Genomic DNA, 23,135 nt, shown 5'->3' with positions numbered 1-23,135 from the left:
GTTCCGTGCTTGCCGATCATGCCTCAGTTGCCCGGCACCGTGGTGGCAAAAGTGGTCATGTCGCCCTTCGGGCGCTTGTCGGTGATCTGCTGGCCCTCGATCATGTAGAACACGGTCTCGGCGATATTGGTGGCGTGATCGCCGATCCGCTCGATGTTCTTGGCGCAGAACATCAGATGGATGCAGAACGAGATGTTGCGCGGATCTTCCATCATGTAGGTGAGCAGTTCGCGGAACAGCGAGGTGCAGATCGCATCGACCTCCTCGTCGCCCTTCCAGACGTTCATCGCCGCCGGCAGGTCGTGCGCGGCATAGGCGTCGAGCACCGACTTGACCTGCGACAGCACGAGGTCGGTCATGTGCTCGAGGCCGCGGATCAACTTCAGCGGCTGGAAATCGCTCTCCAGCGCCGCGACGCGCTTGCCCATGTTCTTGGCGAGGTCGCCGATCCGCTCGAGATCGGTGGCGACGCGCATCGCGCTGACGATCTCACGCAGGTCGATCGCCATCGGCTGGCGGCGCGCGATCGTCAGCACCGCGCGCTCTTCGATGTTGCGCTGCAGATTGTCGATCTCGATGTCGGCGGCGACCACGCGCTTGCCGAGCGCGACGTCGCGACGGATCAGCGCGTCGACCGACTCGGTAATCATCCGTTCGACCAGGCCGCCCATCTCGGCGACCAGGCGGGTCAACTCCTGCAGGTCGCTGTCGAATGCCTTGGCGGTATGTTCAGAAGCCATCGCTTGTCTCCCTCAACCATGATCCCGGGGATCATGGCTTCGTGTCCTGAATTTTAGCATGACCTGATCGGAAAACCGGTTTCCACTTTTCCGGATCATGCGCCGGTCAACCGAACCGGCCGGTGATGTAGTCCTGGGTGCGCCGATCGCTCGGTGAGGTGAAGATCTTGTTGGTGTCGTCGAACTCGATCAGCTCGCCGAGATACATGAAGGCGGTCTTGTCGGAGACGCGCGCCGCCTGCTGCATGTTGTGGGTGACGATCGCGATCGTGTAGTCCTCGGAGAGCTCCTGGATCAGTTCCTCGACCTTGGCGGTCGAGATCGGGTCGAGCGCCGAGCACGGCTCGTCGAACAGGATCACCTCGGGACGCACCGCCACGGTGCGCGCGATGCACAGGCGCTGCTGCTGGCCGCCGGAGAGCGACAGGCCGGAGGCGTTCAGCTTGTCCTTGACCTCGTTCCACAGCGCGCCGCCGCGCAACGCCTTCTCGACCCGGTCGTCCATCTCGGACTTCGAGATCTTCTCGTAGAGGCGGATGCCGAAGGCGATGTTCTCGTAGATCGTCATCGGGAACGGCGTCGGCTTCTGGAACACCATGCCGACCCGCGCGCGCAGCAAGTTGAGGTCGAGCTTGGGGTCGAGAATGTTGGTCTGGTCCAGCATCAGCTGGCCGACCGCACGCTGGCCCGGATAGAGGTCGTACATCCGGTTGAAGATGCGCAGCAGGGTCGACTTGCCGCAGCCGGACGGGCCGATGAACGCCGTGACGCGGTTGGTGCCGAGCGTCAGGTTGATGTTCTTCAGCGCGTGGTGCTCGCCGTAGTAGAAGTTGAGGTTGCGCACCGTGACTTTCGGCGGCGCTTCCGGCAGCGGAACCTGCGGAATGTGGCCTGCGGCAGTCGTGGAGACGGAAAGCTCGGTCATTTTGCGGCCCTTTCGGCACCAAGGATACGCGCGCCGATATTCAACGCGAGCACGGTGAATGTGATGAGCAGCGCACCGCTCCACGCCAGCTCTTTCCAGTAGGCGTAGGGGCTCTGCACGAAGTTATTGATGGTCACCGGCAGGTTGGCCATCGTCTTGGTCAGATCCAGGCTGAAGAACTGGTTCGACAGCGCGGTGAACAGCAGCGGCGCGGTCTCGCCGGCGACGCGGGCGGTCGCCAGCAGCACGCCGGTGATCAGACCCGATCGCGCAGCACGATAAGCGATCCGCTTGATCACCAGCGAACGCGGCAGGCCGAGCGCGGAGGCGGCCTCGCGCAGCGGATTGGGCACCAAGAGCAGCATGTCCTCGGTGGTGCGCAGCACGACCGGGATCACGATCACAGCGAGCGCGAGACTGCCCGCGATCGCCGAGAAGCCGCGCATCGGCACCACCACCGCACCATAGATGAACAGGCCGATGATGATCGAGGGCGCGCTGAGCAGGATGTCGTTGATGAAGCGGATCACCGAGGTCAGCTTGTCGTGCTTGCCGTATTCGGCGAGGTAGGTGCCGGCGAACAGGCCAAGCGGCGCGCCGATGCCGACGCCGATCACGGTCATGATGACCGAGCCGACGATGGCGTTGAGCAGGCCGCCTTCGGTCGAGCCGGGCGGCGGCGTGTTCTGGGTGAACAGCTGCACGCTGAGGCCGGCAAGGCCGTTATAGAGCAGCGTGATCAGGATCAGCGCCAGCCAGGTGACGCCGAACAGCGCGGCGCCGACACAGAGTGCGCGGATGACGATGTCGCTGCGGCGGCGGGATTTGTAGATCGGGTTCATGGCGTTACTTCCCCGCCTTCTTTTCAAGCCGCATCAGCATCAGCCGCGCGCCGGCGAGCACGAAGAAGGTCAGCACGAACAGCAGCAGGCCGAGCAGGATCAGGCCGGACTGGTGCAGGCCGTCGCTCTCGGCGAATTCGCTGGCGATCGCCGCCGAGATCGTGGTGCCCGGCGCGAAGATCGACGACGAGATCCGGAACGAGTTGCCGATGATGAAGGTCACCGCCATGGTCTCGCCGAGGGCGCGGCCGAGCGCCAGCATGATGCCCCCGATCACGCCGACGCGGGTGTAGGGGATCACGACGCTGCGAACGACTTCCCAGGTGGTGCAGCCCATGCCGTAGGCGGCCTCTTTCAGCACCGGCGGCACGGTCTTGAACACGTCGACCGAGATCGCGGTGATGAAGGGCAGCACCATGATCGCAAGGATCAGCGCAGCGTTGAACAGGCTGAGATAGGACGGCGGGCCGGCGAACACCGCGCCCAGCACCGGGACGCCCTCGAAGATCCGGATCATGAAGGGCTGGAACGTGTTGGCCAGGAACGGGCCGAGCACGAAGAAGCCCCACATGCCGTAGATGATCGAGGGGATGCCGGCGAGCAGCTCGATCGCGATGCCGATCGGGCGGCGCAGCACTTGCGGGCAGAGCTCGGTGAGGAACACGGCGATGCCGATGCCGACCGGAATGGCGATCAGCATCGCGATGACCGAGGTAATCAGCGTGCCGTAGATCGGGCCGAGCGCGCCGAGCACCGGCGGATCGGCCGAGGGCGCCCAGCGCTGCGTCCACAGGAAGGCGAAGCCGTATTCCTTCATCGCCGGCCAGGCGCCGACGATCAGCGACAGGATGATGCCGCCGAGGATCAACAGAACCGAGATCGCCGAGATACGGGTGATCCAATAGAAGGTGAGGTCACCAAGCTTGAAGGCGCTGAGGGCCTTGGCGCGATCGTAAGGTCCCGCGGCTTCCATCACATCGCTCTGAACAGCCATGTCTGCCACGCCAATCCCCTCTTTAGTATGCAAAAGCCACGCAAACCGCTACGCCCCGAAGCGATCTTCACTGACGCATTTGGCCGGGCGTCGTCGTTCCAGCCACGCCCCTTGAGGCGCGAACCCCGGCCTCGATCCCGCGCTTGTCGCCGCGGTGATGGAGGCCGGGTCTTGGTCGCTCAACCTGTGCCGCGATCCTGTCGGCACAGGCCCTGTCGCAGCGTCGGACTTAGCTCTTGATGTCCGACGACCAGGTCTTCTCGATCAGCTTGACGACCGAGTCCGGCATCGGAATGTAGTCGAGCTCTTCGGCCGCCTTGTCGCCCTTCTCGAAGGCGTACTTGAAGAACTTGAGCGCTTCCTGCGAGGCCGCCTTGTCGGTCGAGTCCTTGTGCATCAGGATGAAGGTCGCCGCGGTGATCGGCCAGGAGGCTTCGCCCGGCTGGTCGGTCAGGATCACGTAGTAGCCGGGAGCCTTGGCCCAGTCGGCATTCGAGGCGGCAGCCTGGAAGGCAGCCATGGTCGGCTGCACGGTCTTGCCGGCCTTGTTGACCAGCCCGGTGTAGGTCAGCTTGTTCTGCTTGGCGTAGGCATACTCGACATAGCCGATCGCGTTCTTGGTCTGGCTGATGTTGCCGGCAACGCCTTCGTTGCCCTTGGCGCCGACGCCGACCGGCCACTCGACCGCGGTGCCGGAACCGACCTTGGACTTCCAGTCGGCGTTCGACTTGGAGAGATAGTCGGTGAAGTTGAAGGTGGTGCCCGAACCGTCCGAACGGCGCACGACGGTGATGGCATCGCCCGGCAGGGTCAGCTTCGGATTGAGCTTGGCGATCGCCGCGTCATTCCACTTGGTGATCTTGCCGAGATAGATGTCGCCGAGCACTTCGCCCGACAGGATCAGGTCGCCCGGCTTGATGCCTTCGAGGTTCACGACCGGGACGATCGCGCCCATCACCATCGGCCACTGGACGAGGCCGTCCTTCTCGAGCTGCTCGTGCTTGAGCGGCGCGTCGGTGGCGCCGAAGGTCACGGTCTTGGCCTGGATCTGCTTGATGCCGGCGCCGGAGCCGATCGACTGGTAGTTCAGACCGTTGCCGGTCTCCTTTTTGTAGGCGTCAGCCCACTTCGAATAGATCGGGAACGGAAACGTCGCGCCCGCGCCGGTAATATCGGCAGCGAAGGCCGACGTCGAAGCGGCGATCATGCCGGCTGCGACGATTGCTTTGATGAAATTCATGGGTGGTCTCCATCCTGTGAGCGAAGCGCCGAATGCGCCCGATCGCGCTCACGCCGGTCCATCTAGGAGCGGTCGGTGCTGCTTTTACGAAGGTTGGATGACAGTTGGATGACAACGCTAAGCTTCTGAAAACGCTTAGCTTTGGGTTGGTAACGGGGTCTTCGGCCGGGGAAAACAGGCGGTAAAAGTGGCGCCGTTCTTCGGCACGCTCTCGATCAAAAGACGCCCACGATGACGGTTAAGAATATGTTTCACCAGCGATAATCCGAGGCCCGTTCCGCCCTGGTTGCGGCTGTCGCCGACGTCGACCCGGTAGAAGCGCTCGGTCAGCCGCGGCAGGTGCTCCGGGGCGATGCCGGGGCCGAAATCCCGTACCATGACACGGATTTCGGGGGTCCCCTCGCCCGATGCGCCCGAAGCGGCCTGATTCAGCGACACTATGACGCGGCCCCCGGAGGCGCCGTATTTGAGGGCGTTCTCGATCAGGTTCTCGAACAGGCGGAGCAGTTCCTCGCGGTCGCCGGCGATCATGACCGGAGCCTGAGGCAGGTCGACCTCGATCTCGACCTGGCGCTCGCTGGCCAGTGCCTCGAGCCCGTCGGCGACCTGGCGGATGATCGGCACGATATCGATCGAGGCCTCGGGCCGCACATGGGCCGACAGCTCGACCCGCGACAGCGACAGCAAATCGTCGATCAGCCGCGCCATGCGGGTCGCCTGGGTGTGCATGATGCCGAGGAAGCGCTCGCGCGCCCGCGCGTCCTCGCGCGCCGGCCCCTGCAGCGTGTCGATGAAGCCGGACAAGGCGGCGAGCGGCGTGCGCAGCTCGTGGCTGGCATTGGCGACGAAATCGGCGCGCATCTCCTCGACCCGGCGCAGCGGCGTCAGGTCGTGGAAGGTCATCAGCATGCACTTCTCGGTGCCGCCGAACTGGGTCGGCACCGGCACCGGCGTGATCACCAATTCCATCCAGCGATCGACCGGAACGTGGTCGGTGTAGGTGGCGCGGCGCGGCTCGGTGGTCGCGATCGCCTCGCGCAGCGCGGTGATGATCTCCGGCGAGCGCAGGGCAAATTGCGCCAGTTCGTTCTTGCGCAGCGCGGGCGCGAGCTGCGCCGCGGCGGCGTTGAGATGGATGACGCGGCCGGCGCGATCGAGCAGCACGGCCGGATCCGGCATGCCGGCGACGACCGCGCTGACGGCGGCGGCCTCGACCGGATTGACGCCGCGGACATCCTCGCGCGAGGTTCCGGCATCATGCAGCCGCCACGGCACCAGCGCCGCGGCCGCGATGCAGACGAACACGGCGCAGGCGCGCACCAGCGACAATTCGCCAAGCGCGACCACCACGCTCAAGGCCAGCGCTGCGGCAAGCAGGATCAGCGCGGAATGGCGCAACCGGTCGGGCCAGGGCGAGAAGATGGAGGAATGCGAATCGTCAATTGCCATCGCGGCGGCTTTCATCCCGTCGGTTCATGTCTCGCCCAGGCGCGGTCATAGCGACCTTCCCTCGGGAGGCATCGGGCCGCTTCATCAGACCCCGGAGTCACCGCGCTTGCGAACCAGAACCGCCTCATGGTGCGGCTCGGCGCGGGGACCCGAATCAGCCTGCGGCAGCCGTTTGAGTCGGGCGCCGACGATAACCTCCCGAAACGTCAGCAAGATTACAGATATGACGAACGGCGCAATATAGTAGAGGAGCCGGAACAGCAGCATACCGCCGAGCAGGTCCTCGCGGTCCATCTGCCAGAGGCCGACCAGCATGGCGGCGTCGAATACCCCGAGGCCGCCGGGGGAGTGGCTGGCGAAGCCGAGCAGGGTCGCCGACACGAAGATGACGGCGACCACGACGAAGCCGAGATTTGGCTCGTCCGGCACCAGCACGTACATCGCCAGCGCGCAGAAGCCGAGGTCGAGGATACCGATCGCGATCTGCAGCAGCGTCAGCGGGCCGCCCGGCAGGGTCACCGTCCAGGGGCCGCGGCCGACCACCCGCGGCTGGGTCCAGACCCAGACCACATAGGCGACCAGCGCGGTGATAATCGCGAATGCCAGCGCCCGGTTGAGCCAGGGCGGCAGCTGGTCGATGTTGGCGGCCGCCTCCGGGTGGTAGGCGATGCCGAGCCCGAGCACCGCGGCATTGCCGAGCCAGAAGGTGAGCCCGGCAAGAAAGCAGATCTTGGCGACGTCGATCGCATTCAACCCCCACGCCGAATAGATCCGGTAGCGCACCGCGCCGCCGGTGAAGACGCTGGCGCCGACATTGTGGCCGATCGAATAGGAGGTGAAGGCCGCGAGCGCGTTGATGCGATAGGGCACATGGGCGTGGCCGATCGCGCGCACCGCGAACAGATCGTAGAAGGTCAACGTGAAGTAGCCCGCCGCGACGAACAGTCCCGCCAGGGCAATCTGCCGCGGCTCGGTGCTCTTGATGGCCTCGAGCACCTCGTTGGTGTCGATGCCGCGCAGCATGTGATACAGGACGTAGCAGGCGATGCCGATGACGGCGATGCTGATGACAACACCCAGCCGATGCAGGATTTGCTTCTGGCGCAGAAACGCCATCGCCCTGCGTATTGCTTCCAGCATCTAGACCTCGAATTGCGATCCCGCGACGACGGCTCCCGGGCGAACTCCGCCGGCGCTTCGCTGTGCCCTGGCCCGTGTAGCGCGTTTTAAACCGGAGTGGAATTCGTCAAAAGACAATAAAACGCGCATCTTCAAGATATTACGGATGATTCATGACAGCGGGTGCACAAATATGCGCGTTTCCCGCCGCCTTCGACAAGACTTGACATGCGCGTGCGGCAGTTAGCCCGCCGAACGGTCCGCAAGGCCATCCGGAAAACTACGGTGAAGCACCGGCACGGCCGAATAGAGAATGATCTTCCGGTACCCGCCGGGAGGCGCTCCGCCGATCATCAATCCCGCGCGGCCGTGACCGCGGCGACGATCTCGGCGGCATCGGGAAAATGTCCCTTGGCGCGCCTGGCGACAACCTCGTCGCCAAGCTTGACCTCGAAGATGCCGCCCTTGCCGGGGATCAGCGTCGCATCGACGCCAAGGCGCTCGCGCAACAGCGCCGCGGCCTCTTTGGCACGCTTCTCATAGCCGCACGGCCCGCAATAGGTGATCGAGACATTCTTCATGTCACGCCCTCCGTGCCCTCATGCGGCGTCGCGCTGCGCGGAGGCAGCCTCGACGCCGGCGATCCAGCCGGCCACAGAGCGGCCGATCGCCTCCGGATGATCCTCCTGCAGATAGTGCGCGCCCGCGCCGAGTTGAACGACCGCGCAATGCTTGAGCGTCTTGGCGAATTCGGCGGCAAAGGCCGGTGACACCAGCGCCCCGGGCGACCCCGCAAACAGCAGCTTCGGATAGGTCGATGCCGCGAGCGCCGCATGCGCTACGGTGAGCGCCTCGGCGACATCGGCCGGCTCGCCCGCGATCGGCAGTTCGCGCGCCAGCATCAAGGTCGGCTTGCGGCTCTCGCGTGTCGCAAACGGCGCGCGGTAGGCGGCCATCTCCTCCTCGCCGAGCGTGCGCAGGATCGAGCCGGGCAGCACGCGTTCGACGAACGCATTGTTGTCGAGGATCATCGCTTCGCCCTCGCCCGGCGTGCGGAATTTCCGGAACGTCTCACGCGCGGCGTCGTGCTGGTGGAAGTCCGACCAATCGCGCATCGGGCGGATGAACTCCATGAAGGCGAGCCCGCGCACCAGTTGCGGACGGCGTGCCGCGAGGTGGAAGGCGAGCGCCGTGCCCCAGTCCTGGGCGACGAGATAGGCCGAGGCGATGCCGAGCTCGTCGATCAGCGTGTCGAGATAGTCCGCCTGGTCGAAAAAGCGATAGCCGATGTCGGGTTTGCCGGACTGGCCGTAGCCGATCAGGTCGGGCGCGATGCAGTGCCCGACGGGGGCGACCAGCGGCATGATGTTGCGCCAGATGTAGGACGACGTCGGATTGCCGTGCAGGAACAGCACGTGCGGCGCGTCGCTGCGGCCGGTCTCGCGATAGGCGATCGTAGACCCAAGCACGGCGCGATGATGCAGGCTGATATCGGGGGATCTGGTCATGGCAACTCCTTGAACACGGTTTGGAATGCGATCGTCTTGAAACGCGTCAGCGCAGCTTCGCTGCGTTCGACCTTCATGCGCAGCATCGCGCCCTGCCACGATGCGAGCAGGAAATCGGCCAGCTGATCGGGATCGAAGTCGGAGGCGATCTCGCCCTTGGCCTGCGCTTCGGCAATGCAGGCCGCAAACGGCGCGCGCCATTCCCGGAAGATGTCGTCGAGCTGCTCGCGCAGCATCTCGCTCGAGCCCGACGCCTCGAGGCTGAAATCGCCGATCAGGCAACCGCGGGTGAAACCGTCATGCGCGAGCTTGCCGGTGATCAGATCGAGATAGCTTCTCAGCCTTTCGCGCGGCGTCAGCGTCGTGTCGCCTAGCGCTTCGGCGACGAGGCCGCGGACATAGAGGAAGTAGCGGTCGAGCACCTCGGACGCGAACAGCTCCTTCGAGCGGAAATGGTTGGTGAAGGAGCCCTGCGGCGCGCCGGCGGCGGCGGTGACGTCGCGCACGCTGGTGCCGTGATAGCCGGTCCGGAACATTTCCTTCAGGCCGGCGTCGAGGATGGCATCGCGGAGAGAGGGTTTTGGCATGGCTGCAATTTAATACGCACGTACGTATTAGTGTCAAGCACTAAAATCAATGCGACTCGCCCTTGCGCTTGGCGACGCCGCTCAGGCCTGCCGGATCAGGAGGTTGAGGTCAGCTCGCGGGCTTGCTGCGCGAAACCACCCAGTCGCGCAGCCAGGAGCCGATCGCGCAGCCGACGAGATAGAGCGCGAACATGACCAGGAAGAGATCGAGCCAGTAGCCGAACCGGCCGGGCACGATCCGCGCGAACGACGTCGCCACCAGCGCGGCGGCGAGCAGCGCCAGCCAGCGCATCCAGACCTTCGAGACGCCCTGCGCCCGATGCACCACCGCGATCCAGCCCATGCAAAAGCCGAGCAGCGCCGCGCCGAGCAGCCAACCCCAGAAGAATGTCGCGAGCACGGTCATCGCTACTTCACCACGAATTCGATGCGGCGGTTCTGCGCCTTGCCGTCTTCACTCTCGTTGCCGGCCAGCGGCTGCGTGCTGCCATAGCCGATCGGCGTGAAGCGGCTGGCAGGCAGCCCGGCGCGCACGAGGTAATCCACCACGGCCTGCGCGCGGCGCTCCGACAGCGCCTGGTTGGCGGCCTCCTCGCCGTCGCTGTCGGTATGGCCGGCGATCTCGATCGTCGCATTGGGGCAGCGCAACGCCGTCTCGATCAGGCGGTCGAGCAGGCCGGCGGAATCCGGCACGATGTCGGCCTTCCCCGGCTCGAAGCGGATCTTGCCCTTCGAGAGGATTTCGGAAAACAGCTGCTGGCACACCGTGGGATCGACCGGGGCAGCCGCAGGCTTGACCGTGACCTCGGCCTTGTACTGCCAGCCCTGCGGAAAATCCTTGCCGAGCCCGTCGCGGATCTGGCCGGCGGCGGCATCGTAGAGCGCATCGCCCGACAGCTTCACCTCGCGGTCCGATACCACCAGCGTTCCGGTCGACAGCCGCGACAGTGCGCCGAGCGCGGGCCCCACCGCGGCCGCGAAACCCGACGGCGCGCCGATGCTGGCCTTGAGATTGTCGACCACCTTCTCGCTGAAGAACTTGCGGCCGGCGGCGGCGACCAGCGCGGCGTGCACGTTGTTGTCGGGCACGTAGCCGGTCAGCGTCAGCGTCACCGCGACCGGGTCCTTGTAGGCCTGGAACACGTAAGGCGGCGCCTTGATGTCGTTGGCGGCGATCGAATAGCCTTCCGGCAGGTTCTTCAGCGCCGTGGCGACCGCTTCGCGTCCGCCGAGCTCGCGCGCCATGCCGGCGAGATTGACCTTGTTGTCGGTCAGCGTGATCTTGCCTTCCTTCAGCTTGCCGATCTGGTCGAGCAACAGCAGCGCCGCCGCGTCGAACCGCAGCGGCGCGCCGCGGGCGAGCACCATCTGATCCACCACCTCGACGCCGCCGAGACCGGCCTTCGCGGCCTCGGTCAACTTGCCCTTGCTCGACGGCAGCGGCGCATTGCCGCCGAGCGTGACCCGCACCACGTCGCGTTCGGCGGACCAGACAAAGGGCTTGGCTTCGGGAACAAGGCGGGTCTCGTCGTTGACCAGCCGCACGCCGGGCACGGCTTCGACCGACGCCACCGCGCTGAGGCGGCCGTCTTCGGAGAAGGCGTTGGCCGCGAACGTCACGTCGCGGCCGTCGACGCTGATGCGGCGCTTGTCGAGCACGGTGTCCTTCAGTGCGGCATTAGAGCGCGCGGCAAGGTCCGCTTCGACCGTTGCGGTGCTCGTCCAGGCCGCGATACCCCAAAGCACGACCAGTGGAATCACCCCCGGCCACCACTTGCTACTCCACTTGAAAAGTCCGTGCATTCAGCGTCCTGCGGGGTCGGGAACCAGAGAGAAAACAAACCCTTGGCTGACTGTCAAACCCCAAATGACGCGCCATGGCGGGGGCGCCATGTCGGACCGGGATAACAGTTTCTTCAGTGGTCTTTCGCTAAGTTTGCCGCGGAATGCAAATCGGCCGGCCCGCGCCCACATGAAACAACTCCGCAACACCGTGATCCGTGCCGGCATGGAGGCGTTGTATTTCTCGGGTGCGCATATCCTGCTGCGGCCGATCTTCGCCGGCGTCGGCGCCATCTTCATGCTGCACCACGTCCGCCCGCGGCGCGGCGACGCGTTCCAGCCGAACCATCATCTCGAGGTCACGCCGGACTTCCTGCGCGCGATGCTGACGCATCTGCGCGCGCTCGACGTCGACGTGATCAGCATCGACGAGGCGCATCGCCGTCTCGCCGAACGGAATTTCGCACGGCGCTTCGCCTGCTTTACCTTCGACGACGGCTATCGCGACAACCGCGATTTCGCGCTGCCTGTGATGCGCGAGTTCGGCGCCCCGTTCACGGTCTATGTCGCGAGCGATTTCGCCGAGGGCTGCGGCAGATTGTGGTGGATCGCGCTGGAGCGGGTGATCGCGGCGGCGTCCGCGATCGAGGTGCCGATCGACGGCACCATGACGCGGATCGACACCGCGACAGCGCAGGCCAAGCGTACTGCCTTCGGCCGCATCCACGACTGGCTGCGTTCACTGCCCGGCGAGCAGGCAATGCAGGCCGAGATATCAGCGCTGTGCGCCCGTCACGGCGTCGACGAGACCGGCATCGCGCGCGAGCTCTGCATGTCCTGGGACGAGTTGCGCGGCTTCGCCGAGGATCCGCTGGTGACGATCGGCGCGCACACCATCACCCATTGCAATCTCGCCAAGCAGAGCGAGACCATCGCATCGTTCGAGCTCGCGACCAGCCGGGCGCGGATCGAGGATGCGCTGCAGCGGCCGGCATTGCATCTGGCTTATCCCTATGGCGACCGGATCGCCGCCGGGCAGCGTGAATTCGCCCTCGCCCGGTCGATCGGCTTTCGGACCGCGGTGACGACGCGGCCGGGCATGCTGTTTCCCGAAAGCGCCGACCATTTGACCGCCTTGCAGCGTGTCTCGCTGAACGGCAATTACCAGGACGCGCGCCTGCTGCCGGTGCTGACATCAGGCGCCGCCACCGCGGTGTGGAACGGCTTTCGCCGCATCGACGCGGCGTAGCACCTGCTTCCCTTCTCCCCTTGTGGGAAACTGAAAATTCAGCTTCCCATCTGCTTTTCAGGGAGATGCGGCGTGCGGTTTGCGCGCTGAAATTCTAGGGCCGCTGATCTTCGTTTTCAAGCAGCGTGTACTTCACAACCACATCGCTGGCGGTGTCATCAATCACGGCCTTCACGACATCAATGGTCAGTCATCCGCATCGGCCTTCCCCTGCACCAAATTCAATGCATCTCGGTACAGAAACGGCACCCAAAAAGTTGGCTCTTCCCGTGTGCCCCGTTCTTCGAAGAAGCCCAATTCGACAAGCTTCTTAGCTTCGACAATGGCTTCATCACCTGGCAGCGACCACAAGGCGGAAAGGCTCTCCGGCGTCTGCTCGGCTTTACGCGCTAGCGATCATCGCGCAACAACTGCGTGAGTACGACGTGCGCGGTGCTGAGGTTGCGAAAGTATATAGCGCTCTGGAGGGAGCAAAACTGCTCGAAAAGGAGTTCAGCCTCAGGGGGCTTCTGCGAAGCGTGCACGAATATGCGAGACGAATTGTTGCTGCCGAGCAGATCGAGGGTGGCTTGACCTTTGATCCGGCAACGCAGATGCCAACCGGGATTTCTGGGAAAATCGTACTGAAAGAGCCGTCGGCCGATTTGCGAGCAAAAGGCGTTGCGTCGATCGACAGCCTGTTCTCGACCCTGAACGAGGCATTGGAAGAGGCAAACCTAAAGGTTTGCGACGGAGCCCTAGCTAGCTGGGCTTCTAATGAACTCGCGTCCATTTGCGGTCGATGATCTCGGCCATCGCTGGATCTAATTTCAAAGCGCTCATACGCTTAACGTCCCGCGGAAATTCGACTCTCTTCAGGATGCGCTGAAATCTCCGCCAGTTGACCTCGTTCGACTTCCCGGCGGGGTCCTGCGTGTAGAACCGATTAAAGACCGGCTCCTCATCCTTGAGCAGCACCCGCACGCGCCGGGTAACTACGGAGCGTTTGCGGTCCCGCGAATTCCAGATCTGGATGAGCGTGTCGCCTGCACGGCACTCCCTTCCGAAGCGGGACTTCTTTCCCCATTGGATCCAGCCTAAGTCGTCATCGTTCGTTCCGAGGCGCTTCTTTAACTCCCGGGTCCTCCGATCGATACGCTTCTGCTGCGGCTCGGTCGGATCCTTGACCTCTCTTACGCCGAGTATCCACGTCGCTTTCCCAAGACGGCGGACCGGATTGGACGCGCGTCGCCCACCCGCGAAACGGCCCGTTCGCACCACCTCGATCGCGCACAACTTCTGGATGTCTTGGGCGCTCAGCTTCGTTCGCACCGTTGAAAGCTTCTTGATGAATGCGGCCACGCCGGATACGACGACCGGGTTGTCGGTGATGACGGACGCTTCGATGAGGTTTGATCCGGACATGTTCGCGGAGCCGACTATCGCGTGCTTTCCGAACAACGCGACCTTGGAGTGCAGCCCCTCTCGGCTGTAGATCACGACGCCTGCGCCGTGCAACTTGAGCAGCAGCTTGGCGTCCGTCTGTCCTGATCGGATGGCTCGCGGTGATGCGTCGGTCACGAGCACATCGCCAGCGCGTAGTCCGATATCGTCGGTCGTCACGTAGGCGATAGCCGTCTTCCTCGTCGGCGCCGAACGGGCGCGCTTGGCGACCTCGCGCCAGATCCTGTCTGTCAGTACCTCGTTCACCTTGCGGTCTCCTTGCTTCGTGCCGAGCAAGTTACTGGAAAGTGCGAATAATATCAGGCGAGCGAAGATAGACCGCTTACCTTCAAGCGGCATCCGCTCCCGAGGATGAAAGCGAGGTGTGGCCTCCAGTGCTACCGCAACAACCGCGCGGTTCGGGGAACGCCCGGTGGAGGCTCATAGGGCGCGGCTGCTTAGGGCGCAAGTTCTCCCCTTGGGCGGCGCGGACGCAGTCCGCCCTGGATGAGGGGCATGTCTCCGCGGATAGAGACCCCTCACCCGGCGCCTGCGGCGCCACCCTCTCCCACAAGGGGGGAGGGTACTCAGCTTCCTTGACTCGATCCCCGGCCGCGCCCAGAACCACTGGCAACGCAAAGGAGGAGCGCATGTTCAAGGATCTGTTCTCGCTGAAGGGCCGCGTCGCATTGGTGACCGGGGGATCGCGCGGCATCGGCAAGATGATCGCGGCCGGCTTCCTCGCGCAGGGTGCCGCCAGGGTCTACATCACCGCGCGCAAGGCAGGTCCCTGCGAGGCGACCGCGCAGGAGCTGTCCGCCGCCTATGACGGCGAATGCATCGCGCTGCCGATCGACATCTCGACCGTCGAGGGCTGCGACAAGCTCGCGGGCGAGATCATCAAGCGCGAGCCGAAGCTCGACATCCTCGTCAACAATGCCGGCGCGGCCTGGGGCGCGGACTTCGACGAATTTCCGGAGAGCGGCTGGGACAAGGTGATGAACCTCAACGTCAAGTCGATCTTCTTCCTGACCAAGGCGCTGGCCAAGCCGCTGCGTGCGGCGGCGACGCACGACAGGCCGGGCAAGGTGATCAACATTGCCTCGATCGACGGCATCTTCGTCAACCCGATGGAGACCTATTCCTATGCCGCCAGCAAGGCTGCGGTGATCCATCTGACGCGCCGCATGGCGACACGCCTGATCAAGGACAACATCAACGTCACCGCGATCGCACCGGGCGCCTTCAAGTCGGACATGAACCGCGCCGCGCGCGACCACGCCGACGAAGTCGCCAAGCGCGTGCCGGCGAAGCGCGTCGGTACCGACGAGGACATGGCGGGCACCGCGATCTACCTCGCCTCGCGCGCCGGCGACTATGTCGTGGGCAACACCATCGCGGTCGATGGCGGCGTGGTCTACGCGACCGCGGGGCTGGAGATCGCGGGCTAAGCAGCCGCGCGACCGACCTACGGCAACGGCTCCGCCGAAGGGCGGGGCCGTTTTCGTCACTGGCTCACCTGCTTCCATAGGGCTGTGACACCTCTGGCGCTTGCCATTCAAATGCATTACATTGGATGCGAGTGAAGGAGATCGCTATGGCTTCGAATGCCCTGGTCCAAACCCGCATCGATGCGGACGTAAAGGAAAAGGCCACCGAGGTTCTGGAGAACATGGGTCTCACGGTATCCGACGCCGTGCGGATTCTGCTGACACGCACGGCCAATGAAGGAATGCTTCCACTGGAACTCGTGAGCAACAGCCAGGCTTACGACAGCTGGTTTCGCGAGAAGGTGCACCAGGCGTTGGCGGATGCCCGGCCCGGTCTCGATGATTCCGAGGTCGAAGCGCATTTCGCGCAACGCCGCGCCGCCGCGCTTCGAAAAGCGACAAGGCGTAAGCGGTGAAACTCGTCTGGTCGCGCTTCGCGTTATCCGATCGCGACGACATTTTCAGCTACATCGAGGCCGAGAATCCTCGCGCGGCGGTCCATGTTGACGAACAGATTGCCGATGCAGCGCGGCGCCTGCTCGACTTTCCTGTGGCCGGCCCGGGCGTGTTGCCGGCACGCGCGAGTTGGTCATCCCGCGCACACCTTATGTCACGGCGTACCTTGTTGACGGTGAGACTGTTCGCATCTTGCGCGTGCTTCACGGTGCGCAGATGTGGCCCGACGAACTTACAAATGACGATTGAGGCCGCGCCTCCGTACCGGCATCTGACCAAAAAGAAAGGGACGAGCCCGGGACCTTTTCGGCTCGCCCCTTCCTGTTCTCTCCCTGCGGAAAGAAACTGTTAGGTCACGATGCGATTTTCGCATCATGACCTATCCGTTGTTTGAGCATGATCTCTTCGGAAAACCGCTTCACACTTTTCCGGATCATGCTCGCGCCGATCAGCTCTCGATCCTCACATACTCGAAGTCGCCCGGCTTGTTGTCGATGCCGACCTTGGGCGGCGAGATCCAGGAGGCGAACTGGCCGGGTTCGGTCACCGGTTTCATCAGCGAGGCGATGAAGTCGCCGTCCGCGGTCGACGGCAGCCAGTCGTTCTTGCGCTTGGCCCAGGTGGCGTCGTCGATCAAGAGGCCATCGGGCGTCGCATGGACGTCCTTGAACTCGCCGATCTGGCGGTGGAAGGCGGTGTTCGGCACCGCGAGCTTGTAGTCGATGCCGGCGGTCGAGATCACCTTGTTCCAGCGCAGCATGCCCTTGACGCAATCCTGCGTGTAGTCGTCGCGCAGCCGCATGTTGAGCGCGGTCAGCGCCGGCTCGTCGACCATCTTGATCTGGCCGTCCACCATCTTCATGACCGGATAGGTCGAGCTCTTGAGCTGGTGGTCGTCGTCGATCGTGGTCTCCTTGTAGCGGCCTTTGATGCCGGCGTTGAAGGCATTGGCCGCGTTGGTCGACACTTCCGAGCCGAACAAATCGAGCGACAGCGAATAGTGCAGGTTCAGCTTCTTCTGGATGGTCGGCAGGTCGATCACGCCAAGCGCGCGGATCTTGGCGATGTCGTTCGGATCGATGATGCCGGCTTCCTTCATCGCATCGCAGGTGCGCTGCACGACGCGGGTGATGCCGGTCTCGCCGACGAACATGTGGTGGGCTTCCTCGGTCAGCATGAAGCGGCAGGTGCGCGACAGCGGATCGAAGCCCGACTGCGCCAGCGAGTGCAGCTGCATCTTGCCGTCGCGGTCGGTGAAGTAGGTGAACATGAAGAACGACAGCCAGTCCGGCGTCGCCTCGTTGAAGGCCCCTAGCATGCGCGGGCTATCCGCGTCGCCCGAGCGGCGGCGCAACAAATCATCCGCCTCCTCGCGGCCGTCGCGGCCGAAATACTTCTGCAAGAGGTAGACCATCGCCCAGAGATGGCGGCCTTCCTCGACATTGACCTGGAACAGGTTGCGCATGTCGTAGAGCGACGGCGCGGTCTTGCCGAGATGGCGCTGCTGCTCGACCGAGGCCGGCTCGGTGTCGCCCTGGATCACGATCAGGCGGCGCAGCATCGCGCGGTGCTCGCCGGGGACTTCCTGCCAGGCCGGCTTGCCATAGTCCTCGCCGAACGGGATGACGCGGTTCTCTTCCTGCGGCGCGAGCAAGATGCCCCAGCGATATTCGGGCATCCGCACATAGTCGAACTTGGCCCAGCCGCGCGGATCGACCGAATAGGCGGTGCGTAGATAGACCAGCGATTCCTGGAAGCCGTCCGGACCCATGTCGCTCCACCAGTCCATGTAGCCGGGGTGCCAGCCTTCCAGCGCCTTGAGCACCTGGCGGTCCTCGGCGAGATTCACATTGTTCGGAATCTTGGTCGAGTAATCGACGTTCATGATGTTCATGGCCGTGCTCCCTTAAACTCGCGTCATGTCGAATTGCGCCTTCTGGCCGGTGCCGTAGCGGCGCAGCGCGCCGTCCTCACCGACCGCGTTGGGCCGCTGGAAGATCCAGTTCTGCCACGCCGTGAGGCGGGAGAAGATCTTCGATTCCATGGTCTCCGGGCCGACGAAGCGCAGATTGGCTTCCATGCCGGTGAGACCGTCGGGCGAGAACGAGGTGCGCTCCTCGAAGAACACGCGAACCTCGTCGTCCCAGTCGATGTCGTCGAGCGCGAAGGTGACGAGACCGAGCTCCTCGGCCTCCTCCGCGTCGAGCGCCTTGCCGATCGAGCCTTGCGCGCGCTCCAGATCCGACGGATCGGCCTGGAAGCGCGATTGCAGCCGGGTCAGGCCGTGGCTCATCGGATAGGGCCCGAAATTCATCGCCGTCAGCTCGATCGCCGGCGGCGGACGGTTGTCGCCCTGCTTCTGGCCGATCAGCATGTAGGAGCGGTCGGCGGCGAACACGAGCTCGGCCAGCGTGCCGACGAAGCAGGAGCCGGGCTCGACCAGCGTCACCAGCGTGCGCGAGGTGACGTCGATGCGCTTGAGCACGCGCTTCCAGTAATGCCTGACCTCGTTGACCAGCCAGTGCGCCTTGTTGGCCTCCAGGAACGCGTCATAGGACACGACATTGCCGCGGTCGCCGTGGCTCTTGAACACCAGCATCGCGATCTCGAGCTCGTTGATGCGCAGATGCAGGATCGCGTCATCGAGTTCGCGGGCGACCTGCAGCGGCCAGAACGCAGCGCCTTGCGCGATCATGCCGTCGATATCCGCGGGCGCCGTGGTTTCCGGCGCCTTGATCGAGATGGTGGCGATGCGCGCTGCGCGATCGATGTCGACGCTGACGAAACCGTAGCGGATCGCGCTGTCGTCGATGGTGCGCGTCAGCGGCGCAAGCGCGATGCCTTTGCCGGCGCCGTTGCGCTTCGACTTCGCGGCGAATTCCTTGACGCGCTCGGCCAGCTTGCCCTCGAGCTTGGAGTTCGGCGCGATCTCGTCGACCAGGCGCCAGGAGACGGCGCGCTTGCCCTTGATGCCTTCCTCGATGGTGCAGAAGAAGTCGGCGTGGTCGCGGCGCACCTTGCGCTTGTCGACGACGCGCGTGAGCCCGCCGGTGCCCGGCAGCACCGCGAGCAGCGGTACTTCCGGTAGCGCGACGGCGGCAGCCCCGTCGTCGGCCATCATGATGTGGTCGGTCGCGAGCGCCAGCTCATAGCCGCCGCCGGCCGCGGTGCCGTTGACGACGGTGATGAAGCTCTGCCCGGAATTCTCGCTGGAGTCTTCCAAGCCGTTGCGGGTCTCGTTGGTGAATTTGCAGAAGTTGACCTTGTGGGCGTGGGTCGAGCCCGCCAGCATGCGGATGTTGGCGCCGGCGCAGAACACCCGGTTCTTGCCCGAGCGCATCACCACGACCTTGACCTCGGGATGCTCGAAGCGCAGGCGCTGCACGGCGTCCGCAAGCTCGATGTCGACGCCGAGGTCATAGGAATTCAGCTTGAGCTGATAGCCCTCGAACAGGCCGGCGTTCTCGTCGACGTCCATGGTCAGCGTCGCGACATCGCCCGCGACGTCGAGCTTCCAGTGCCGGTAGCGCGACGGGTCGGTCTGGAAGTCGATGTACTTCGCCCCGCCTGCAAGGACGCGATCGTCACCAGCCATGGGCCACCCTTATCTGTTGTCTTGCTGTAGTTCGTTTGAAGGTTCGTCGTCGAGGTCTTCATGCACAATAATGCATGTTTTCGGTCTGGTCTAGTTCAAAACGCAAAAACATGCATTTTGTTTCATGTTCAGGAAAATCGCCAGCTCGGCCAATGACCTGGCACCGGCACCAAAGGTCAGGCCGCCAGTGCCGGGTCGTCGCGCAGCGCCGCTTTGGCGAATTCGGCGACCGCCTCGAGCGTCACCGCGGGCGCCTCGCGATGCGGCGAATGGCCGGCACCATCGATGGCCGTGACATCGACCGGGCAGTAGCACTCCTCCTGGGCGATCTCGACCTGGCGCATGGTGCCGTACTGGTCGGCCGCGCCCTGCACGATCAGCACGGGCACGCGGATATAGGCGAGATAGTCGGAGATATCCCAGTCGCGGAATGCCGGATCGAGCCAGGCGCCGTTCCAGCCATAGAAGGCGTTGTCGACGTCCTTGTGCCAGCGCGCCAGCTTCTCCTTCAGATTGGTGGTCTCATACGCCGTCTTGATCTCGGCGATCGACTTCACCGAAATGTCCTCAACGATGAAGTGCGGCGCCAGCAGCGCCAGGCCGTGCAGGCGATGATCCTGATGCGCGCCGGCATAGATCGCGGCAATCGACGCGCCGTCGGAATGACCGAGCAGCAAGCCGCGGCGAAAGCCGATCCGATCGAGCAGCTTCGGCAGCACGTCGAGCGCCTCGCGGTGCATGTAGTCGACCGGACGCGGCAGCTTCGCCGGCGACGAGGCGCCATAGCCTGATCGCGAATAGACGAATACGCCGGCGCCGGTCGCCGCCTGCAGCTTCTCGGGGAAGTCGCCCCACAGCCCGACGCAGCCGAGGCCTTCATGCAGCATCACGATGGTCGGCGCCGCGTCCGGCGAGGGACCGATCATGCGGTATTCGAGATCGGCGCCGTCGATGCTGAGGAAGCCGGAGGGTTTCAAGTTTGTCATGGTAGGCCTTCCTCATCGTCGTCCCGGCGAAAGCCGGGACCCATAACCACAGGCGTTAGTTGTTGCGCAAAGCTGTTGAACAGCGTCTCTCGAAACGAAGGCCGCGGCGTATGGGTCCCGGCCTTCGCCGGGCGACGCGGGGAGCTAGTGCTCGTGTTCCCGCAATTTGAACCGCTGGACCTTTCCGGTCGCCGTCTTCGGCAGATTGTCGACCACATCGATCCAGCGCGGATATTTCCACGGGCCGATCTTCTGCTTGACGTGCTCCTTCAGCGCCTCGTGCAGGCCGGCGGGTGAACTGTCGGGCCGCAACACCACATAGGCCTTCGGCTTGAGCAGGCCTTCCGGATCGGCCTCCGGCACGACGGCGGCTTCCAGCACCGCGGGATGGGTGATCAGCGCGCTCTCGACCTCGAACGGCGACACCCAGATGCCGGAGACCTTGAACATGTCGTCGGCGCGGCCGCAGAAGGTGTAACGGCCGTCGGCAGCGCGCGTATATTTGTCGCCGGTGCGGGTCCAAGTGCCCTCAAAGGTGGCGCGGCTCTTGGCCCGTTGATTCCAGTAGCTCTCGCCGGCCGAGGGCGCATCGACCAGCAGTTCGCCGACCTCGCCGTCCGCGACGTCGGCGCCGGCCTCGTTGACCAGCCGCACCTTGTAGCCGGGCACCGGACGGCCGGACGAGCCGTATTTGATGTCGCCGGGCGCATTCGACAGAAAGATGTGCAGCAGCTCGGTCGAGCCGACGCCATCGAGGATGTCGACGCCGAACCGCGTCTTCCAGGCATTGCCGACCGACTCCGGCAGCGCCTCGCCGGCCGAGGTGCAGACGCGCAAACGGTTGCCGCCGGACTGCGCCTTGGTCGCCTCGTCGTTCAGCATCGCCGCGAACAGGGTCGGCACGCCGAAGAAGATGCTGGGGTGATATTTGTTCATCAGCGCGAACATCACCGCCGGCGTCGGCCGCTCGGAGTTCAACACCGTGGTGGCGCCGACCGACATCGGGAAGGTCAGCGCATTGCCGAGCCCGTAGGCGAAGAACAGCTTTGCCGCCGACAGGCCGACATCATCCTCGCGGATCCCGAGCACCTGCTTGGCGTAGGTCTCTGCGGTCGCCGCGAGATTTGAATGCAGATGGCGCACGCCCTTCGGCATGCCGGTCGAGCCCGACGAATAGAGCCAGAATGCCGGCTCGTCGGCGTGGGTTGGCGCAGTCGCGAACACGTCGCTCTCGCGCGCGATCTCATCGGACAGCTTCTTGTGGCCGTGCGCGTCCTTGCCGGAGACCACCACATGCTCGAGGTCGGGCATCCGCGCGATGATGTCGTTCACGACCGGCAGCAGCGCTTCCGACACGAACAGCACGCGGGCGCGGCAATCACCGAGGATGTAGGCATACTGCTCCGCAGTCAGCAGCGTGTTGAGCGGCACCGGCACCACGCCGGCGCGGATCGCGCCGAGGAACACGATCGGGAAATCGACCGTGTCCAGCATGATCATGGCGACCCGCTCCTCGCGGCGGACGCCGAGCCGGCGCAGCATGTTGCCGACGCGGCGGGTCTGCTGCTGCAACTGGCCATAGGTGATTTGCGACAAGGTATCGTCGAACACGACCTTGTCGCCGCGGCCTTCATCGACGTTGCGGTCGAGCAGCCAGGAGACCGCGTTGTAAGTCATGCTCCGCTCCTCGGACCCGGACGTGCCACGCTTCCCTCTCCTGTGAATTTAAGAATTATAATTCATACAAAGCCACCACGTTGGCTTGCTGTCAATCCTTATCGGCACTATGTTTCCTAGAACCTCGGTCTGATTCAGTCAGGACCGCGCGTCGCACAGGGATCATGACCGCAGCCAACGACCCGGAAACCGACTTCCTTGAACAGCTCGGCCAGCGCGTGCGCACGATGCGCGCCCTGCGCGGCATGTCGCGCAAGGTGCTCGCCAAGGTTTCCGGCATTTCCGAACGCTACATCGCCCAGCTCGAAAGCGGCAAAGGCAATGTCTCGATCGTGCTGCTGCGCCGTGTCGCAGGCGCGATGGGTGCACATCTCGAGGACCTGATCCCCTCCAGCGAGCCCGTGCCGGACTGGGCCGTGATCCGCGACCTGCTGCGCAAAGCGTCGCCGAACCAGATCGCGCAGGCCAAGGACATGCTCGCCGGCAGCAGCCCGTTGGCGCCGCGGCGCGCCTCGTTCTCCGGCATCGCGCTGATCGGCCTGCGCGGCGCCGGCAAGACCACGCTCGGGCGGATGCTGGCGAAGAAGATCGGCTGGAGCTTCGTCGAGCTCAACAAGGAGATCGAGGCGCAGAACGGCCTCTCGGTCGCCGAGATCATCGCGCTGTACGGCCAGGAAGGCTTTCGCCGCATGGAGCAGGCCGCGCTGACGCAGCTGTTGGCGCGCAAGGAATTGATGGTGCTGGCGACCGGCGGCGGCATCGTCTCCGAGGCGCTGACCTTCGATTTGATCCTGTCGTCGTTCTACACGATCTGGCTGAAGGCCGAGCCGGAGGAGCACATGGCGCGCGTGCGCCGCCAAGGCGATCTGCGCCCGATGGCGGACGATCGCTCGGCGATGGCGGAATTGCGCAACATCCTGGTCAGCCGCGAGCCGCTCTACGCCCGCGCATCAGCGGTGGTCGACACCGCCGGCCTCTCGGTCGACGCCGCCGCCGCGCGGCTGATCGATTCGGTGCGGCCGGTACTGCAGAACGAGGCGCGCTCGTTCGGTCTGCGCAGCGTGGCGCTGTAAT

The 23,135-nt window shown here is 64.4% G+C and carries 23 protein-coding genes and 1 pseudogene; 6 read left to right on the top strand and 18 right to left on the bottom strand.

Annotated features, from left to right (window positions below):
• Positions 1-23: 23 nt before the first annotated feature.
• From phoU to ACVIYL_RS12515, 12 genes are all read right to left on the bottom strand, one after another.
• The gene (phoU, locus tag ACVIYL_RS12570; RefSeq protein ID WP_016844066.1) at positions 24-740 is read right to left on the bottom strand and encodes a phosphate signaling complex protein PhoU; all 717 of its coding nucleotides are present in this window, start codon (positions 738-740) and stop codon (positions 24-26) included.
• A gap of 106 nt (positions 741-846) precedes the next feature.
• On the bottom strand, positions 847-1,665 hold the full coding sequence (gene pstB / locus ACVIYL_RS12565; RefSeq protein ID WP_074131128.1) for a phosphate ABC transporter ATP-binding protein PstB: 819 nt from the start codon (positions 1,663-1,665) through the stop codon (positions 847-849).
• On the bottom strand, positions 1,662-2,507 hold the full coding sequence (gene pstA, locus ACVIYL_RS12560; RefSeq protein WP_050386784.1) for a phosphate ABC transporter permease PstA: 846 nt from the start codon (positions 2,505-2,507) through the stop codon (positions 1,662-1,664). Before pstA ends, pstB begins: the two co-directional genes overlap by 4 nt.
• A gap of 4 nt (positions 2,508-2,511) precedes the next feature.
• Entirely contained in the window at positions 2,512-3,501 is a 990-nt protein-coding gene (gene pstC, locus ACVIYL_RS12555) for a phosphate ABC transporter permease subunit PstC (RefSeq protein WP_016844063.1), read from the bottom strand.
• A 229-nt stretch (positions 3,502-3,730) separates the two neighbouring features.
• Positions 3,731-4,741, bottom strand: a complete 1,011-nt coding sequence (pstS, locus tag ACVIYL_RS12550; RefSeq protein ID WP_092078490.1) for a phosphate ABC transporter substrate-binding protein PstS — start codon at positions 4,739-4,741, stop codon at positions 3,731-3,733.
• 135 nt (positions 4,742-4,876) lie between these two features.
• Positions 4,877-6,190 carry an ATP-binding protein gene (locus tag ACVIYL_RS12545; protein ID WP_456778691.1) on the bottom strand — a complete coding sequence of 438 codons (1,314 nt, stop codon included), beginning with the start codon at positions 6,188-6,190 and terminating at the stop codon, positions 4,877-4,879.
• Positions 6,191-6,274: 84 nt separating this feature from the next.
• Positions 6,275-7,330: a putative bifunctional lysylphosphatidylglycerol flippase/synthetase gene (locus tag ACVIYL_RS12540; protein WP_026192163.1), complete on the bottom strand. Its 1,056-nt coding sequence runs from the start codon at positions 7,328-7,330 to the stop codon at positions 6,275-6,277.
• Positions 7,331-7,662: 332 nt separating this feature from the next.
• Positions 7,663-7,890, bottom strand: a complete 228-nt coding sequence (locus ACVIYL_RS12535) for an Rdx family protein (RefSeq protein ID WP_456778690.1) — start codon at positions 7,888-7,890, stop codon at positions 7,663-7,665.
• Between the two features lie 18 nt (positions 7,891-7,908).
• Positions 7,909-8,817: a haloalkane dehalogenase gene (locus ACVIYL_RS12530; RefSeq protein ID WP_456778689.1), complete on the bottom strand. Its 909-nt coding sequence runs from the start codon at positions 8,815-8,817 to the stop codon at positions 7,909-7,911.
• Positions 8,814-9,404 carry a TetR/AcrR family transcriptional regulator gene (locus ACVIYL_RS12525; RefSeq protein ID WP_310882334.1) on the bottom strand — a complete coding sequence of 197 codons (591 nt, stop codon included), beginning with the start codon at positions 9,402-9,404 and terminating at the stop codon, positions 8,814-8,816. Before ACVIYL_RS12525 ends, ACVIYL_RS12530 begins: the two co-directional genes overlap by 4 nt.
• Before the next feature lie 109 nt (positions 9,405-9,513).
• Complete coding sequence (locus ACVIYL_RS12520) at positions 9,514-9,810, bottom strand: hypothetical protein (RefSeq protein WP_016844056.1); 297 nt, start codon at positions 9,808-9,810, stop codon at positions 9,514-9,516.
• 2 nt (positions 9,811-9,812) lie between these two features.
• A complete protein-coding gene (locus ACVIYL_RS12515; RefSeq protein ID WP_456778688.1) occupies positions 9,813-11,207 on the bottom strand; it encodes an OmpA family protein in 1,395 nt (464 codons plus the stop codon).
• A gap of 169 nt (positions 11,208-11,376) precedes the next feature.
• Here ACVIYL_RS12515 and ACVIYL_RS12510 point away from each other — a divergent pair, with 169 nt between their 5' ends.
• Positions 11,377-12,435 (top strand): polysaccharide deacetylase family protein, encoded by a 1,059-nt coding sequence (locus ACVIYL_RS12510; protein WP_141339768.1) that lies wholly within the window; start codon positions 11,377-11,379, stop codon positions 12,433-12,435.
• A gap of 186 nt (positions 12,436-12,621) precedes the next feature.
• Here the strand turns inward: ACVIYL_RS12510 and ACVIYL_RS12505 are convergent, their stop codons facing one another.
• Positions 12,622-12,786, bottom strand: coding sequence for a hypothetical protein (locus ACVIYL_RS12505; RefSeq protein WP_456778687.1), 165 nt, complete (start codon positions 12,784-12,786; stop codon positions 12,622-12,624).
• A gap of 74 nt (positions 12,787-12,860) precedes the next feature.
• Here ACVIYL_RS12505 and ACVIYL_RS12500 point away from each other — a divergent pair, with 74 nt between their 5' ends.
• Positions 12,861-13,220 (top strand): hypothetical protein, encoded by a 360-nt coding sequence (locus ACVIYL_RS12500; protein WP_456778686.1) that lies wholly within the window; start codon positions 12,861-12,863, stop codon positions 13,218-13,220.
• Here the strand turns inward: ACVIYL_RS12500 and ACVIYL_RS12495 are convergent.
• A complete protein-coding gene (locus ACVIYL_RS12495; protein WP_456778685.1) occupies positions 13,189-14,124 on the bottom strand; it encodes a phospholipase D family protein in 936 nt (311 codons plus the stop codon). The genes ACVIYL_RS12500 and ACVIYL_RS12495 overlap by 32 nt on opposite strands.
• Positions 14,125-14,507: 383 nt before the next feature.
• Between ACVIYL_RS12495 and ACVIYL_RS12490 the strand changes: the two genes are divergently transcribed.
• The 3 genes and pseudogenes from ACVIYL_RS12490 to ACVIYL_RS12480 all read left to right on the top strand — a co-directional run bounded on the left by ACVIYL_RS12490 (position 14,508) and on the right by ACVIYL_RS12480 (position 16,052).
• A complete protein-coding gene (locus ACVIYL_RS12490; RefSeq protein WP_253606409.1) occupies positions 14,508-15,308 on the top strand; it encodes an SDR family NAD(P)-dependent oxidoreductase in 801 nt (266 codons plus the stop codon).
• Between the two features lie 146 nt (positions 15,309-15,454).
• Positions 15,455-15,763: a type II toxin-antitoxin system RelB/DinJ family antitoxin gene (locus ACVIYL_RS12485; RefSeq protein WP_253588712.1), complete on the top strand. Its 309-nt coding sequence runs from the start codon at positions 15,455-15,457 to the stop codon at positions 15,761-15,763.
• A pseudogene (locus ACVIYL_RS12480) lies at positions 15,760-16,052 on the top strand (type II toxin-antitoxin system RelE/ParE family toxin). The gene ACVIYL_RS12485 and the pseudogene ACVIYL_RS12480 overlap by 4 nt, the downstream one beginning before the upstream one ends.
• A 199-nt stretch (positions 16,053-16,251) precedes the next feature.
• Here the strand turns inward: ACVIYL_RS12480 and boxB are convergent.
• From boxB to ACVIYL_RS12460, 4 genes are all read right to left on the bottom strand, one after another.
• A complete protein-coding gene (boxB, locus tag ACVIYL_RS12475) occupies positions 16,252-17,688 on the bottom strand; it encodes a benzoyl-CoA 2,3-epoxidase subunit BoxB (protein ID WP_200844636.1) in 1,437 nt (478 codons plus the stop codon).
• A gap of 21 nt (positions 17,689-17,709) precedes the next feature.
• A complete protein-coding gene (gene boxC / locus ACVIYL_RS12470; protein ID WP_253606406.1) occupies positions 17,710-19,398 on the bottom strand; it encodes a 2,3-epoxybenzoyl-CoA dihydrolase in 1,689 nt (562 codons plus the stop codon).
• Between the two features lie 176 nt (positions 19,399-19,574).
• A complete protein-coding gene (locus ACVIYL_RS12465) occupies positions 19,575-20,384 on the bottom strand; it encodes an alpha/beta fold hydrolase (RefSeq protein WP_076831004.1) in 810 nt (269 codons plus the stop codon).
• A gap of 144 nt (positions 20,385-20,528) precedes the next feature.
• Positions 20,529-22,061 carry a benzoate-CoA ligase family protein gene (locus ACVIYL_RS12460; protein WP_456778684.1) on the bottom strand — a complete coding sequence of 511 codons (1,533 nt, stop codon included), beginning with the start codon at positions 22,059-22,061 and terminating at the stop codon, positions 20,529-20,531.
• Between the two features lie 80 nt (positions 22,062-22,141).
• On the opposite strand from ACVIYL_RS12460, the gene ACVIYL_RS12455 reads away from it, so the two are divergent.
• Positions 22,142-23,134 carry a helix-turn-helix transcriptional regulator gene (locus ACVIYL_RS12455; RefSeq protein ID WP_256521265.1) on the top strand — a complete coding sequence of 331 codons (993 nt, stop codon included), beginning with the start codon at positions 22,142-22,144 and terminating at the stop codon, positions 23,132-23,134.
• Position 23,135: the final 1 nt, after the last annotated feature.

Source organism: Bradyrhizobium sp. USDA 3315 (assembly GCF_054056795.1).
This window is presented reverse-complemented; position numbering and strand designations above follow the sequence as displayed.